The organism is Streptomyces chrestomyceticus JCM 4735 (genome assembly GCF_003865135.1).
Lineage (GTDB): Bacteria > Actinomycetota > Actinomycetes > Streptomycetales > Streptomycetaceae > Streptomyces > Streptomyces chrestomyceticus.
Genome location: NZ_BHZC01000001.1, coordinates 4,020,142 through 4,034,971, shown reverse-complemented (window position 1 = coordinate 4,034,971; position 14,830 = coordinate 4,020,142). Strand labels below are relative to the sequence as shown.

The 14,830-nt window shown below is 70.8% G+C and carries 16 protein-coding genes and 1 pseudogene; 6 read left to right on the top strand and 11 right to left on the bottom strand.

Annotated elements, in window-relative coordinates:
* Positions 1 to 167 precede the first annotated feature (167 nt).
* The 6 genes from EJG53_RS16945 to EJG53_RS16920 are packed head-to-tail and all read right to left on the bottom strand — an operon-like array spanning position 168 to position 2,824.
* On the bottom strand, positions 168 to 596 hold the full coding sequence (locus EJG53_RS16945) for a hypothetical protein (RefSeq protein WP_125045554.1): 429 nt from the start codon (positions 594 to 596) through the stop codon (positions 168 to 170).
* The gene (locus EJG53_RS16940) at positions 593 to 829 is read right to left on the bottom strand and encodes a hypothetical protein (protein WP_125045553.1); all 237 of its coding nucleotides are present in this window, start codon (positions 827 to 829) and stop codon (positions 593 to 595) included. Before EJG53_RS16940 ends, EJG53_RS16945 begins: the two co-directional genes overlap by 4 nt.
* Complete coding sequence (locus tag EJG53_RS16935) at positions 826 to 1,227, bottom strand: hypothetical protein (RefSeq protein WP_125045552.1); 402 nt, start codon at positions 1,225 to 1,227, stop codon at positions 826 to 828. Before EJG53_RS16935 ends, EJG53_RS16940 begins: the two co-directional genes overlap by 4 nt.
* Positions 1,224 to 1,640, bottom strand: a complete 417-nt coding sequence (locus tag EJG53_RS16930; protein ID WP_125045551.1) for a DUF6093 family protein — start codon at positions 1,638 to 1,640, stop codon at positions 1,224 to 1,226. The genes EJG53_RS16935 and EJG53_RS16930 overlap by 4 nt, the downstream gene beginning before the upstream one ends.
* Positions 1,633 to 2,001 (bottom strand): hypothetical protein, encoded by a 369-nt coding sequence (locus EJG53_RS16925; RefSeq protein WP_125045550.1) that lies wholly within the window; start codon positions 1,999 to 2,001, stop codon positions 1,633 to 1,635. The genes EJG53_RS16930 and EJG53_RS16925 overlap by 8 nt, the downstream gene beginning before the upstream one ends.
* Before the next feature lie 10 nt (positions 2,002 to 2,011).
* Positions 2,012 to 2,824: a hypothetical protein gene (locus EJG53_RS16920; RefSeq protein ID WP_244955182.1), complete on the bottom strand. Its 813-nt coding sequence runs from the start codon at positions 2,822 to 2,824 to the stop codon at positions 2,012 to 2,014.
* Between the two features lie 619 nt (positions 2,825 to 3,443).
* Between EJG53_RS16920 and EJG53_RS16915 the strand changes: the two genes are divergently transcribed.
* Entirely contained in the window at positions 3,444 to 4,283 is an 840-nt protein-coding gene (locus EJG53_RS16915; protein ID WP_125045548.1) for a SigB/SigF/SigG family RNA polymerase sigma factor, read from the top strand.
* On the opposite strand, the gene EJG53_RS16910 is transcribed toward EJG53_RS16915, so the two are convergent.
* Complete coding sequence (locus tag EJG53_RS16910; RefSeq protein WP_244955638.1) at positions 4,195 to 4,896, bottom strand: nuclear transport factor 2 family protein; 702 nt, start codon at positions 4,894 to 4,896, stop codon at positions 4,195 to 4,197. The two genes, EJG53_RS16915 and EJG53_RS16910, sit on opposite strands and share 89 nt — an antisense overlap.
* A 110-nt stretch (positions 4,897 to 5,006) precedes the next feature.
* On the opposite strand from EJG53_RS16910, the gene EJG53_RS16905 reads away from it, so the two are divergent.
* Positions 5,007 to 5,861 (top strand): helix-turn-helix domain-containing protein, encoded by an 855-nt coding sequence (locus tag EJG53_RS16905; protein ID WP_125045547.1) that lies wholly within the window; start codon positions 5,007 to 5,009, stop codon positions 5,859 to 5,861.
* 527 nt (positions 5,862 to 6,388) lie between these two features.
* Here the strand turns inward: EJG53_RS16905 and EJG53_RS16900 are convergent.
* Positions 6,389 to 6,850, bottom strand: coding sequence for a lamin tail domain-containing protein (locus EJG53_RS16900; protein WP_125045546.1), 462 nt, complete (start codon positions 6,848 to 6,850; stop codon positions 6,389 to 6,391).
* Between the two features lie 316 nt (positions 6,851 to 7,166).
* On the opposite strand from EJG53_RS16900, the pseudogene EJG53_RS43895 reads away from it, so the two are divergent.
* Positions 7,167 to 7,634: pseudogene (locus EJG53_RS43895) on the top strand (chaplin); the annotation flags it as partial.
* 735 nt (positions 7,635 to 8,369) lie between these two features.
* Entirely contained in the window at positions 8,370 to 8,564 is a 195-nt protein-coding gene (locus tag EJG53_RS42515) for a hypothetical protein (RefSeq protein ID WP_244955180.1), read from the top strand.
* A gap of 269 nt (positions 8,565 to 8,833) precedes the next feature.
* Here the strand turns inward: EJG53_RS42515 and EJG53_RS16890 are convergent, their stop codons facing one another.
* Positions 8,834 to 9,235 carry an STAS domain-containing protein gene (locus EJG53_RS16890; protein ID WP_125045544.1) on the bottom strand — a complete coding sequence of 134 codons (402 nt, stop codon included), beginning with the start codon at positions 9,233 to 9,235 and terminating at the stop codon, positions 8,834 to 8,836.
* A gap of 420 nt (positions 9,236 to 9,655) precedes the next feature.
* On the opposite strand from EJG53_RS16890, the gene EJG53_RS16885 reads away from it, so the two are divergent.
* On the top strand, positions 9,656 to 10,150 hold the full coding sequence (locus tag EJG53_RS16885) for an STAS domain-containing protein (protein WP_125045543.1): 495 nt from the start codon (positions 9,656 to 9,658) through the stop codon (positions 10,148 to 10,150).
* 1,037 nt (positions 10,151 to 11,187) lie between these two features.
* Positions 11,188 to 11,985, top strand: a complete 798-nt coding sequence (locus tag EJG53_RS16880; RefSeq protein WP_125045542.1) for a GAF and ANTAR domain-containing protein — start codon at positions 11,188 to 11,190, stop codon at positions 11,983 to 11,985.
* A gap of 265 nt (positions 11,986 to 12,250) precedes the next feature.
* On the opposite strand, the gene EJG53_RS16875 is transcribed toward EJG53_RS16880, so the two are convergent.
* On the bottom strand, positions 12,251 to 12,967 hold the full coding sequence (locus EJG53_RS16875; RefSeq protein ID WP_244955179.1) for a GAF domain-containing protein: 717 nt from the start codon (positions 12,965 to 12,967) through the stop codon (positions 12,251 to 12,253).
* A 394-nt stretch (positions 12,968 to 13,361) separates the two neighbouring features.
* On the bottom strand, positions 13,362 to 13,772 hold the full coding sequence (locus EJG53_RS16870; protein ID WP_244955178.1) for an ATP-binding protein: 411 nt from the start codon (positions 13,770 to 13,772) through the stop codon (positions 13,362 to 13,364).
* Between the last annotated feature and the right edge of the window lie 1,058 nt (positions 13,773 to 14,830).

Genomic DNA, 14,830 nt, shown 5'->3' with positions numbered 1-14,830 from the left:
TGAAGAGGCGGCGAGGGTGCAGATCCCGGGAAGGTTAGGCACTCTCGTCAGCCTCAATCGCGCGCTAACGCAATGTCTCTTATGACTCTACAGACCACCCAAGCACTCCGCAGTGCTTCGGGAGGACGCTGTACGTTTTTCCATCTCAAGCGAACCGGGTCGGACGCTCACCCGCTGGCAGTCAGACAGAACCGCTGCGGGTAGCTGACGACGGCCGCAGCCGGACCCGCGTCGTCGGTTCCGGCGTCGCCCCTGAGTTCGCGCGCCCACACGTCGGCACCTGGCACGTCGATCGGCCAGCGCCAGCCGCCGGTCGCGGTGCGTTCAAGGACCGCACGTCGCACTCGGTCGGCCATCCACTCCGCTTGGTCCGTACGGGCGGCGACGGCCGACACCTGGTACAGAAGTTCCGAATCCTCTGACGCGTCGGCCAGGGGAGCCCCGCCGACGGGGCCGCCTTGCGGGTACAGCACCAGGTACGGCATCTCAGCCGGCTGACCTTCGACGAGCGGCAGCTTCCCGAGCCCGCATGGCCTGCCGGTCGCCTCGGTCAGTGTGCGGCGGAAGGCTTCGGAGACGGCGGCGCGGTCGATCATTCGTCGTCTCCCGAGGAGCCTCTGCCGGTGGTTTCGACGGGCAGGGCGCCGTACCGGCACAGCCCGACGGTGTCCCAGTCCGGCACGCCCGGAGTGGTGATCACGGACAGGGCGCGTTCGCCGTCCTCGTCCAGGAGTTCGGCGATGACGACGGCGCGGGCGAGCAGCCCCAGCTCCCAGTCGCCGAAGACCTCCGCCAAGGCCGCCTCGACCTCTTCGGCCAGTTCGTTCACAGCGACCTCTTCACCGCGTCGTTCAACTCCCGCACGAGGACAGGCCCGGCTTGGGCGACGGCCGGTCCCAGGTGCGGGAAGGGCGGCTGCGCGTAGTGCCGGCCGAGGCTGTCGGCGCCGACGAACCCGAACGCCAGCCGACGCGCCTGCGGCGCGCTGGTGCCCACCTCGGCGACGACCACTGGGCCGGCGGCCTGGACGTCGGCGCGCCAGGAGGCCCGATACTTGCCGGTGATCACGCGTGGGCCTGGCCGTCCGGAGGCGTTGTGCTGCACTTGCTCGACCAGCGCCTGGGAGCGGTGCCGCATTACGGCGTGCATCGCGGCCACCGTCTGGGCGGCTCCTCGTTCCAGGGCGGCGGCCAGCGCCGTGGGGTCGGTGAACGCGCCGCCGCTCATGCGTCGGCCTTGCGGTTGTGCTCCTCCAGCCACACGGTGCGTAGCACCGGAACCGAGGACACCTCGCCGAGCGCGGCGACCCGGTACGTACGACCGGCGGCCTGCTCGTCACGAGCCTCGACCATCTCCACCATGTCGCCCTCCCGCAGTTCGGGCGCATCGAGCGGCAGCAGCAGCCGGTACCCGGCCCGCACCTCTTCGACCCACGCACCTTCGTGGCCACCCTTGCTGCGGATCCGCTCCTGGTGCCCGTACAACCCGGCCTTGCCCGAGTGCACCACCAGCGGAGGAGCAGGCATGAGGGCGCCTGTGGCGGGATCGAGAACGTCCTCGCCGACCTCGCGGGTGACAAGCACGGTGTCCGGCATCAGGCGCCGCTCGGCGAACCGGGCGACACCGTGCAGATCAAGCACTCAGCGCCCACTCCCGAAGTTGCGCCAGCATCCCGCGTGTCAGCTCCCCCGGCCCACCGTCGAGATCATCGCGGCCGAGTGCGGCTTCATCGAGCTTGCGCCAGTCCACCGCATCCAGGAACCCGGCCACGACGTGCCGCACATCCGCTGGCTCGACCACCACGTCGGCCAGGCCCTCGAACCGCACCCCGTTCCAGCCCTTGGCCACGTACAGCGTCACCTGGGGCTCCTCGTCCACGGTCTGCGTGATCCGGTACGCCTCCACCGACGACGCGACATCGTGGCCGTCCACCTCGATGACGGCGGGCCGCTCGGGTGCGGCGGATATACGGACGCGGTGGTGCTGATCAGACGTGCTCATGATTCGGAGCCTAGGTGTGCGAAGGCGACGCTTGGCCTGCTGGTTCGGTGGGGTCGTTGGGTAGCTGTATGGCCTCGATCTCACTGTCGTGCAGCAGCGCGTCGATGAGGGGGCGGGGCCCGGAGACCTTGGTGGCCCACAGGTCGTAGTCGGTGCACAGCATCCAGGAGCGGTCGGCGGCCCACAGGTTGGACGGGCTGAAATCGATCTCGGGGTTGTCGTAGAGCAGCTTGGCGTCACCGAGGCGGCCGGCGCGCACGTGCAGGTTCTCGAAGTCGCAGCCCGCCGTCAGCGGGTTGTAGTAGGCAAAGCAGGCAGTGTCCGCGCCGTCCGGGCTGTGCTCGATAAGGAGGGCGATCAGCTTGTCCCAGGTCTCGCGGTCCATGCTGCCTTCGGTCGGCGGGATGATGCTCAGTGGCCAGCTGCCATCCTTGGTGGCCGAAGGGAAGCAGCGGTAGCAGGACAGCAGCCCCTCGGGGACGATCGGGTCACCGGTGCGGCGCGCGAGGGCCGCCCAGCGCAGGCGCCGCCAGCCGGGGCCCGGGTGCTCGGCGCGGCCCAGCCCTCCACCGGTGGCGACCGACTCGGCGTCGAGGTTGATGCCCGCCACGACGTGCGGCTCGATGCTTCCGTCAGCCAGCCGAGCCTGGTGGTACTCGTGGTGTGTCATGTCCGCCGGGCCCTGCTTGTGCTCGTACATGGCGTTGAGGACCCAGGCGGCGTCGGGCATCGCCGGCGGCATGAAGCCGATCACGCCGTCCCCGCACAGCTCATGGAGCCAGTCGGTCGCAGCGGACGGAGCATGCGGCCATCGCTCAGTCACACAAGTGGATATCTCGGGCATACGCCCATGGTCCCATCTGATGCCCTGGCGCCTCGACCGTCCGCACCGCCGCGGTATGCCGTCTTGGTGGAAGAACCTGGCCAGGCCGGGCAGAGGCGAGTGGGACTGAACAAGCACCGGATGGCCCAGCCTGGCCGACGGGCCTGCGGGAACCCGCCAAGGGCACCGGTCGGCGAAGGCCATCATGCTCGGGAAGCGTACGGTGCCGGGAGTTCAGCCCACGGGGCGGCGTGCCCAGCCGCCGCCCCGCTGCCCGTTCATCCCCTACGCACTGTCCGGGTGAGGTGTGCTGGCCGACGGCTGCAGTCGGGACGAGAACGGCGCCCGGTGCTGCTTTCGCCGGGAGCCTGATGGTGCCCAGCGCGTGGCGGTCCGGGCAGGAGCCGCTTCGCTGTCCGATGTGTCCGATGTGTCCGATGTGCGCCGCGCCGCGTCGCCACAAGTATTTCCGGGTTGTACGTGTGGAGGGCGGCGTTCGGGTCAGGAGAGCTGTAGTGCTTCGGAACCGCAGGCACCCCGTCCAGAGGGGCCAGCCTGCCGTCTTCCGGTCAGTGGCCGCTCATCCGTGAACCGCCCGTCAGGATCAAGGAGAGTCGCGATGGCCACCACCATCAGCGCGCGCCCTCAGCAGCGGCCTTACTCCGACCCGGATACCACCGAAGCGTTCCAGGTGCTGGTCACGCTGCCGGACGGGCCCGGGAAGGAGCGGCTGCGCCAGCGTGTGATCACCGCCTGGCTGCCGCTGGCGCATCGCCAGGCCGCTCGGCTGCGCGAGCGGGGGGAGCAGCTCGACGATCTTCAGCAGGTCGCGGCCCTCGGCCTGGTGAGGGCAGTCGACCGCTTCGACCCCGAACGGGCCGTTGCTTTCGAGCAGTTCGCCATTCCCACCATCACGGGCGAGCTCAAGCGGCACTTCCGTGACTACACCTGGGATGTGCACGTGCCCCGGCGTACGCAGGAGCTGCGCAACAAGGTCCGCAAGGCCGTACGGGAGCTGAGTACGACGCTGGACGGCCGGTCGCCGACCGTAGCGCAGATCGCCGAGCACGCCCGGCTTGCGGAGGAGGACGTGGTGCGGGGGCTGGAGGCGCTGGAGAGCTACCGGTCGCTGTCGCTGGACGTGGCCCTGGACCGCGGCGGCGACAACGACGACTACACCCTCCTGGACACCCTTGGCTCGGCCGACGGCCGCTTCGGCCTGATCGAGGACCGGGAGGCGGTCAAGCCCGCCCTGGCCCGGCTGCCGGAGCGTGAACGCCGCATCCTGTACTGGCGGTTCTTCGAGGACATGACGCAGAGCGCCATCGCCGCCGAGCTGGGCGTGTCCCAGATGCACGTCTCGCGGCTGCTCACCCGGGCCCTGGCCCGGGTGCGGACCGAGGTCGAGCAGAATGAAGTCGGGCAGGACGAAGGGCGTGGAGACAGGGCCGCGGCGTGATCGGCGGGTTCTTCGGTTTGGGCGCGGAGGGTGCGGCTACCCGTTCTGTACCTTGATCGGTAGATGCCCGGCGGCCCGGTCGGGGCATGTGCGCCGGGGCCGGCTGGCAGGCCCCGGTGGGCGGTCGCCGCCGTTCAGACCTCGTGCGGCAGCGATACGGGCAGCCCGCTTCGGCTCGGCTGCCTGCGGCTCTCCCGCTGACGCCGGGCTTCGGGCCCGGGCGGCTTCGCCCGGGCCCGAAGCGCCATCCGGTGAAGCACCTGGGGCACGACAGCGATGCGACGCGAGTTCGGCTGCTCATCCTGCGGTGCGCGGCCGGAGTCGGTGGACCAGCGTGTGCTCGTCGATGGCCGTTGCCGTTGGTGAGCGTCGCCGTCATGGTTGCCTCCACGACCACCCGCTCGCCGGCGGCGTGGAACCGGTGGAAGGTGACGGTGACGTCACGCGCGAACAGACGGGGGAGGTCGTCGGCGAAAAAGCGCACGATCGCCTTCCTGCCGACCATGTGGTGGGTCGTCTTGAGCGCGACGGCAGTGGCGTTGTCCGGAGGAGAGAGCCGTTCGGCGTCCTCGGTGAGGACCGCGGCGGTCCGGCCAGGGTCACCGCTGGCGATCGCCTGGAAGCCGTTCTGGATGATGCTGCTTGTATGAGCCCACGGTCACCGTGAGCGCGTGCCAGTGTCTTGGACACATGTTCCGGCCGGTCTTGTCCTAGCAAGGGGGGATGCGCTCCACCGTGTACGAGCGTGAAGCGGTGGCCAGGTGGCACGTCGCCAGGCCGCCGCGGCCCAGCCGGACAGCCGGCGTCAGCCTGGCCGGGTTCGGCGACCGGAGCCCGGGCCCCGTCGACCTGCCGGTGATCCCGCACCCGGCCGTCACCCTGATCGTCGAATGCGGCGGCGGTCCGCTCGTCGTGAGCGACGCCACCGGCCGGCAACAGCGTGGAAGTTTCGTGGCCGGGCTCGCACCTGGTGCAGTCCGCATGCGGGGTGAGGACGTCACGTGCGTCGAGGTGCACCTGTCTCCACTGGTTGCGTACGCCGTGCTGGGGGTCTGTCCGGCGGAGCTGGACCGTAGCGTGCTCGCCCTTGAGGACTTGTGGGGCCGGGATGCGGAACGGCTGCGGGAACAACTGGACGCTGCCGCGTCGTGGGACGACCGCTTCTCCTTGACCGAGGCCCTGCTCGCCCGTCGAAGCGGGACAGGGCCGCCGGCGGACCCGGAGGTGGCCCGGGCCTGGGACCGGATCTCCGTCAGCCGCGGCCGGGTCAGGGTCGCGGATCTGGCGGCCGAGGCCGGCTGGAGCCGCAGACGCCTGTGGTCCCGCTTCCGGTCACAGATCGGCCTGCCTCCCAAGCACGCTGCGATGCTGGTCCGTTTCCGCCATGCCGCCCACCGCTTGGCCGCGGGCGGCAGCGCAGCCCGGGTCGCGGCGGAGTGCGGCTACGCCGACCAGTCCCACCTGCACCGGGAGATCACGGCGTTCACCGGCATGACCCCGACGGCCCTGGCCGGTGACCCAGGGCTGGCGGTGGACGACATCGCCTGGGCGCAACACCGCGTCGACGAGACGGGCTGACTCCCGGCCCGCGCACCGTTCACTACGAACACAGGGGGCGTCCCACGGAACGCATCCGCGTTCCCTTACCGGCTACGGCCCGTGAACGTGGAACCGGCTGTACGCGGGGAAGGGGAGCTGGCCACGGTCAACGGTTTCGGCTCGGCCACCGTTGTCGGGGCTGCCGGGCGCGGCGGTGGACAGAGACGCTCACGGCCCGCGGCTTCGTAGGAAATCCGGTATGCGCACCGCATGCACTCCTCGTGGACCACGACGCCGTCGTGCAGGCGGGCGCGGTGGTGCTGCGGTGCGCATCCGTGCGTGGCCATGGTCGGGAGCATGTCTTCCCCTCCTGCCGCACTGCGGCCGGACCGGTCACAGGCCGGGGGCACGGACATTCTGCCGGTGCCGGATGACGGGGCCAAGGCCCGGGAACCGGCCGCTCCAGGCGGTCCTGCCTCTCCACAGCAGGGCGGTGCGCCGCGGCCCCTCGGCCGCGGCGCACCTGGATGTCCGGAGGGCCGTGGCGGGCGGCCCCGGAGCCGCGTTCAGCGGCGGCCCCAGTGCTTGGTGTCGACGAGGTGGCGGTGGTCGTTGCGCAGGGTGGCGGTGTCGCGGCGGTTGTCCCAGACGTAGTTGCGGCGGTCCTGGTAGACGTCGCGCCAGGTGTCACGCCCGTGGCCGGTGTGCACGCGCACCTCCTGGCGGCCGTTCAGGCGCAGGTTGTTGAAGCGGTAGGTCTTGTGGGTGCTGCGGCTGGTCAGCGTCCAGCCCTTGAGGTTGACCGGGCGGTGGCCGGTGTTCTTGACGGTGACCCACTCGCCGTTCAGGGACCGGTTGGAGCCGTCGTCGCGGCCGGGGCTGTCGGCCTGTACCGCGCCGATGACGACGGGGGAGCGGTGGGGGGCCGGGAGGGTGTGCGCGCCGGTGGCGGCGGCGGGCAGGGCCGCGGTGACGGCCAGGGCAGCCGAGCCGAGTGCGACGGCCGCGAGACGGACGGAACGGGACATGACAAACCTCCTGCGGACAGCCCCGCTGAGGCGGGGCCGGTAGGACGAGATGCCCGGAGCTGCCGGGTGGACCTCACTGTGGGCTAGTCCCGCAGGCGGTGGTTGAAGGTGGGACGGCCCGTTACAGGACTCGGACATTTGCACAACCCATCTGTGCCCGCAGTGCACGCCCCCGCGCCCAGACGTCGATCACGCGCCCCCGGCACGCTGCACCGCGCACGCTACTGACCTGGTGGTTTGCTGGGGATGGATTTCTGGAGGGTGGCATCTCGTACGGGCGTGCTCGCGCGGCGTCGACCGCTGCGAACGCGTGTCCATGCCCAATGAAACCCGTCAGGGGCAGTGGGTGGGAAGAAGAACCGTTCAGGCAGCGGTGGCCCGGGAAGCTGTGCGTTTCCTATCAGCGGGACGATCGTTCAATCCGATGCGACGCGCTCAGCACCCTGTCCGTTTCTGTCATGGCTCCCAAGGGGAGCGGGTGAACCGGGCGTTCGCCGCTTCGGCGGCGCTCCTCGGTCCAGGGGCTGGGCGATATCCCTTCGGGATGCGGGCACCTGGCCGACGCCAGGTGCCCGGTTCGTCATCTTCGAAAGATGAAGGACCACACGTGCAACCTCTCGTGAAACACAGCGTGCTGGTCGCCGCGACGGCGACCGCAATACTGGCCGGCACGACGGCGGGCGCGCACGCCGACTCCGGCGCCGCGGGACGCACCGCGGCCTCCCCCGGCGTGCTCGCCGGCAACCTGCTCCAGGCCCCGGCCCATGTGCCGGTGAACGTGTGCGGCAACACCGTCAACGTCATCGGCCTGCTCAACCCCGCCTTCAACAACCACTGCGCCAACCCCGGCAGCCACCACCACCCGCCCGGCCACAAGCCACCGGGACACAAGCCACCGGGACACAAGCCCCCTGGGCACAAGCCGCCGGGCAACCACCAGCCTCCCGGCGAAAAGCCGCCGGGCCACAAGCCGCCAGGTCACAAGCCGCCAGGTCACAAGCCCCCTGGGCACAAGCCGCCGGGCAACCACCAGCCTCCCGGCGAAAAGCCGCCGGGCCACAAGCCGCCAGGTCACAAGCCGCCAGGTCACAAGCCCCCTGGGTACAAGCCGCCGGGCAACCACCAGCCTCCCGGCGAAAAGCCGCCGGGCCACAAGCCGCCAGGTCACAAGCCGCCAGGTCACAAGCCCCCTGGGTACAAGCCGCCGGGCAACCACCAGCCTCCCGGCGAAAAGCCGCCGGGTCACAAGCCGCCCGGCCACAAGCCCCCTGGTCACAAGCCGCCGGGCAACCATCAGCCTCCTGGCGAAGAGCCGCCGGGTCACAAGCCGCCGGGCCACAAGCCCCCTGGGCACAAGCCGCCCGGCCACCAGCCTCCTGGCGAAAAGCCGCCGGGACATAAGCCTCCGGGTAATCACCAGCCGCCTGGTCAGCAGTCTCCCGGCCATCGGCCGCCGGGGCATGAGGTCCCCGGCTCTTCGGGGGCGGGGCATCGGCCGCCGGCCGATGTCGCCGGAGACGTGGACTCCCGAAACCCGTCGGCCGCATCTCCGGCCGGCGGCAAGGGCCGGGTGTCCGGGGCCGTCCAGGCCGCGCAGGGCCCGGCGCTGGCGCGCACCGGCAGCGATCACCTCGGTGCCGCGGCTGCCATGAGCGGTGCGCTGCTGCTCGGTGGTGTGGCACTGGTGCGCCGCAGCCGCACCTCGCGCACCTGACGTCCGCCTCTTCGGCATTGCGTGACCAGTCGCACCTGGCGGCTCCCGAACCGGGGGCCGCCAGTCGGGTACTCCGGCTCGGGCGCGGCGGTTGGCGGGCACGGGGCGAGGGGGCGGTGGACGTCTCGCCCCCGCCCCCAACGGTGCGCCGTGTTCCACCGGCTGTCCCTTCGTGGTCCGGGCGGTCTTCTGGACGGAGCAACGAAGTGCCACGACGTCCGGTCACGTACCGTTGCGGTTCCTTCACCCGATGGTCACGGTCGGTGGTGTCACAGCTCCGGTGGCGGTGGTTCGGCGAAGAGGGCGCTGCGTCCGGCCGGCAGTTCCACGTGGTGCCAGACGCGGCCGTCTTCGGCCAGCGCGCGGAGCGCGGCAGTGCTGTCGGTGAAGACGGGCAGCAGCGGACCGGTACCCGTCCGTTCGATGACCTTGCGTACGGCGGGGCAGGGCCCGGCGAGCAGCAGCTGGCCGTCGGCCGCGTGCAGGCGCATCGCCTTGCGGACCAGCACGGCCAGAGCATCGATGCTCAGCCGCTGTACCGCCGTCACATCGACGATCACGGTGGGCACCGTCGCGCGGCACCGGATGACCGAAGCCAGGCAGCTGACCGTCTCGCACGATCCGTCAGGAAGAGACAGCAGGTGGTACTGGGCAGGCCCGGTGACCGTCATGGAAGCCTCGTATCCGCAGTATGGGACGCCCCGGGCCCAGGAGCGCGCAGCCCCCACGGCACAACGCGCCAACCGTGCCACTGACATACCCGGCCACCCCGGCGCCACTCTGCCTCGCCGGCACCAAGACCCCTACGCCTGCCTTCCGCCACCGGTAGCCGTCGGGTGAGGATGCCCGGCGCCCGCAGCGCAGCCGAAGCCCTGTACTCGCCACCACCCCCAGTTCGAAGTGGGTGACCAAAAAGTCACAAGAGAACGGCAGTTGCGGTCAGATAGCGATCGAACTGGGTCGGAAGCGCGCATTCCTTTGAACAAGAAACTTTTTGCTCCGGCGGTATCCGTGCGGTCCGTAAGGTGGCGCCCACCGACGGCAGAACACGTGTCGCAGGCGCCCCCTCTTCCCGCAAGGAGCTGGCCCACTTGAGCACCCGCACCCCCATGCCACAGGGGAACTGCCGCACGGTACGGCCGACCGGCGAACTCGACCTGTCGACAGCACCGGCGCTACGCGACCTGCTCCGAGGAAACGATGCGGCACCCGCGGCCCGCCTCATCGCCGACCTCACAGCCGTGACCTTCATGGACACCAGCGCCCTGACCGAACTCGAAACCGCCCACTGCCGCAGCGAGGCCGCCGGCGGCTGGCTGCGCCTGGTCTACCACCAGCCCACCATCGGCCGGCTCCTGCGCCTGACCGGACTGACCCGGCGCTTTCCCCGCTACGCCACCACCCAGGACGCCTGCGCCAACCGTCCGGCCCAGGCCATAACCGTCCGGCCCGCTGCCGCACCCGCAGGACCGGTCGCCTACACCAACGGCCATTTGATCTCCGCCTGGACCAGAGCCCCGGCAGGGCGCCCACCGCGGCCACGGTCGGCCGGTGACCGACAGGGAGAACGGCCAAAACCCGCATGACCGAGCAAAAGAGGCCGCTGTGAGAACAGCCTCCGCCCTGGCCTGGCCGGTAGGGAGGTGCCTTCGGCCGGGGGCCGCAGGCAGCGTGACCGGTGGTCCGGCAGGAGCTGTCCGCACAGCTCCGGTACTACCGCCACGGGCCCCGACCGCGAGCGGTTGACTTGCCGACCGTAACGATGAGCTCCGAGTATGCCTGCAGCGCCGGGGACACGGGGCCAGGGCGATGGTGCTGCCGGCGAGTCCCGGCAACACCGGGTGCCTGGCGGCGTGAGCCTCGAGGCGTCTCTGTCATGGGCACCGATGCTCATTGTCTCGCCCCGGTGCCCGTGACCAGGACTGCACCGGCCGTGGAGGGGAGCTGAACGCGAGCGGTGCCTCCTGCCCTCCACTCTCCTCGCCCCGCAGGCCCACGACCGGCCTGCACGGCGGATTTCCCCTACGCCGTTTCGGCTCCGTCGCCATCCTCAGCGCGCACGGGGCTGCTGGCACGAAGGCACGGTGTGTCCGGACGGGATCCGCGCGTTCGCGGCGAACACGCGGTGCCGTCCGTCCCTTCGCCGCACCGGGGCGTTCCTGCTCCCCTCGGGCCGGGCTGCCTGACACAACTGTCGACCGGGTAGTCACCGCGCGCTGTTTGAGCAGTTCGTCCGGCAAGCGTTGGGCGGGGCCTCCGGCTCGCTGCCGATGGCTATGTGGTGTGGTGCGGGAGGCGTTTGTTGTTCGCATTCGGACGGCGGTTGTGGGCTCGGGATGCGCGGAATGCCGGTGAGATGTGAAGTCGCTCGTGTGCGTGAACGGCAGGGTGAAGGTCCGGTCTGCACCGGAGGGTGAAGGCAGAGCTGGTGTATCCCTCCGAGCGCCGGCACCGACTGGACACGGGAGCCTGCCGGCATGGGGAAGGCGCCGTGTGGCTGGTTCACGCTCCCGCAAGGGAGTAGCGTGACGATAGGTCAGCCCTCGTCCGGGTGGTATTCCACCCAGACCCCGTAGTGTGCTTCCGGCCCCGGTTGCTGGCACTGTCCCGACCGGAGGCTGCCATGCCCAGTTCGTCCTTCCCCCTGCCGGATCCGGCCTCGTCGAACGGGCCGCCTGGGCTGCCGCGCGAGGCGCGGATCACCGCCGCGCTGATCGACCTGGCCGACACCCTGGTCGACGACTTCGACCCGGCCGAATTCCTCTACCGCGTCGCCGAACACTGCATGGACCTGCTCGACATCGGCGACGCCGGCGTGATGCTCGCCGTGCCCGGCGGTCCGCTGCGCCTGGTCGCCGCCTCCTCCGAACGCGTACGCCTGGTCGAACTCTTCGAACTCGACGCCAGCGAAGGCCCCTGCTGCACCGCCTTCGACCAGGCCGTCCCCGTCGACCACACCCTCAACGCCACACCCTCACCGCGCTGGCCGCGCTTCAGCACCCGCGCGCACAGTGCTGGTTACACCTCCGTGCACGCCACCCCGATCCGGCTGCGCGGCGACACCATCGGCGTGCTCAACCTCTTCCGCCGCGTCCCCGGTTCGCTGCCGGCAGCCGACCGGCACCTGGCCCGCGCCCTGGCGGACGCCACCGCCATCTCCCTGCTCCAGCAGAGCACCCTCGACCAGCACCGCACCGTCCGCGCCCAGCTCGAAAAAGCCCTGGACACCCGCACCATCATCGAACAGGCCAAAGGCTTTCTGACCGCCCGCCACGAAACCGACCTGGACACGGCCTTCCACCGCCTGCGCGCCCACGCCCGCCACCACCACCTGCGCCTGGTCGACCTCGCCCGCGACATCGTCGACGGCACCACCACCCTGCCGCCCCCGGACACCGACAAGACCCCCACCCCCCCCTGAAACCTGAGCCCCAACATGGGCCCGAGCTACACGAGTCCGGCTGCCCGGCCGGGCACGGCGGCCATGCCGGATCGCCACATACAGCTTGACCTTGGGCATCGATATGCGCATCCAGACCCTCAACGGGAGCAGCACACCCAACGTCCCACCGCAAGGACCCAACTGCCGTCAAGTCTCGGCCGTAGCACCCCTCGCAACACGAGGACGCTCCCCACACCCAGCGGCAGGCGCCTCTGCTGGTCACCTGCATAGCCACTGCCCGGGTTCATTCCCGCCGGGGTGTGTCCCGGCTGCTGAGGATGTCCTGCGCCAGGGCGGGCAGGGGGCGTGCGGTGGTGAAGGCGATGGCGCGCAGGCGGGCGAAGGCGTCGGTGACGGAGGTGTCGAGCAGGTCGGCCAGCAGCCCGCTGGCCCGGTAGGTGGTCTCCCAGTGCGCGGCCAGGGTTTCGGCGGGCTCCCATGGCAGGGCCTCGCCGGCGGCGAGGCGGGGCAGGCAGAAGTCGGCGATGGCGCCCGCGGTCACCTCCAGGGCCGCGGTGGTGTGGGCCAGGACCGTCGCGTCCAGGCGGTGCGGCCGGTAGCGCAGGCACTGTGCGGTGCCGAGGATGTGGGAGCCGAGGGCGAGGGGGAAGGCGTAGACGGCGGCGACGTGTGCGGCTTCCTCGTGCAGGCGCGGCGCGAAGAAGGGGTAGGGCATCGGCCGGGTGCGCAGGTCCGGGTAGAGGACCGGTCGGCCGGTGGCTGCCGCCTCGGTGCCGGGGCCTTCGCCGGTCTCGAACTGGACCTCTTCCAGGCGCAGCGCCGCCGGGCCGCAGGCGCCCAGCAGCTGGCGGCACTCCCGGCTGGTGAACAGGCACAGGGCCACCTCGTCCACCGGCAGACCTTGGCGCAGCGCCGTGCACAGCCGCCGGGGCAGTTGGGCGTGGTCGTGCGGGCGGGCGGCGGCGTGCACCAGGCGCACCGCATCAAAGCCGGGCTTCATGTGCTGGTTGTCCTTGTCTCGGCGAACACCGGGTAAGTCATGTGCCGCGCGCGCACGACAGGGTGTGCTCCGGGCCGAACCGGTGCTCGCCGTGCGCCTCCGGGAGGCCGCCGGTGTCGGCCTCGGCCTCTGGCGGTGCCCGTGCCGGGCAGGTCGGGGCACCGCCGGGACGCAGGTGTCGGGCGAGTTGGCGGGGATCGGGCCGGACCTGGCTGACAGGCCGTGGCAAGCTGCCCTTAAAGCTCCCCGCGGAGGAGCCGAAGGTCGCCGCCGAAGACCGGCAGTGACCGGGCGCGAGACCGGAACCCCCCGCCCGCTCTCGCGCCCCTTGCCTTCCCCGGCACGCCTCGACGGCGCTTCCGCCAGCGCGGCGGTGCACGCACGAGGCTGCGGGCTAGGCTGCGGCGAGTGTGGCGCGGACGGTCTTGCCGCCGCCGGGATCGTCGAGGACGGTCAGGTCCGTCGACAGCGCGTCGACGAGAAACAGGCCGCGGCCGCCCTCGTCGTCCGCGGTGGCCGGACGGGCCTGGGGGTGTGCCGGGTCGTCGTCGTGGACTTCGATGCTCAGAAACCCGCCCCCGCCGCACAGGCGCAGACGGCAGTCGCTGCGAGCATGGCGGGTGGCGTTGGAGACCAGCTCGGTGACCACCAGCTGAGCGGCGTCCGTATCGACCAGGTAACAAGCTGACCCGGGTCGGTCCAGGTATAAGCCGGTCAGGCGCCGGGCCCAGGACGCGGAGCGCGCAGCGGGCGGCAGCAGGTACTCGGCCCGCAGGACGCGCTGAAGAGGGGAAAGCATCTGCATGGCCGGCTCCCGGTGTCGTGGTCCTGCCGTACGAGTGCCCCACCCCGCCACGAACACCCGCCCACCCCGCACCCGCCAACGGCGCCGAAGGCGAAAGGTCACCCGCACGCCGGGGCGTATGCACCGGCGTGCGGAGGCCGGGACGGGTGCTGACGGGCAGTCCGATCGCGTGGCCCGGTCAGCGGCGCAGCGACCACCGTGCTCCTGATGACGTCTTCCTTGGAGCGGGCCGGGGCCCGGCCTGTGAAGACGGCGGACACTGGGCTGTCGTCGGCACGGCTGAACTGGGTGAGGCCGCCTTGCCGACTGAAGCTGAAGTTCAGCTAGACGCTGTGCGTCCGAAGCGCCTTGTGGGCATGGCCGGTGGGGCAGGCGGCGACGCTGTCCGCGACGCGGACGCCCATCAGCCCGAGTCTGTCCGGCGCATCGGCGCCTCCTTGGCTGCCGTAGCGTGAGCGGTATCCATCCATCCGAGCTGCTGGCTGCTCTCGGACCCAGCTCCGCCCCGACTCCGGGCGGAGCTGTTCAACGTGGCCGTGTGATCAACTTGGCCCTGGCCCGTGACGTACAGACGGGGCAGACTGCCCGCATGGGTCGAAATATGAGCCAAAGGGCTGAGAGGCCGCCCATGGTGCCGTGCTGGTTAACCTGGTCGGGCGCCAACCCGACCGTCTCGTTTGAGCGCGGAAGCGGTAGTCGGAAGAGACTCGTCTTCCCGAGGGACTTCGTGCACCTACGGCGGATCCCGCGTGTCCTTCAGGCAGGGCAGGCCATCCAGCTTTATGTGTCCGAAGGGCGAGTGGCCTTCCACGCAGAGCAGGGACGCCTCGTGTCGGTTCGAGTCCCAGCGGACCCGGGCTGGCACCGGCGGTGGGAGGCGGCATACGAGCGCGCGCTGACCTGGACCAGCCTGAAGCGACGCCGTAGGCTCAGCGAGACCTGCGCGACGCCTCGGTCGTCAGATGGGTACGAGGAGCGTTTTCCCTCACGGAGTGTGCGCGCCGTATCGGGCGGCCTTCCGACACTGGGACGGCGTGCGAGGTAGGAACTTTCCGGCG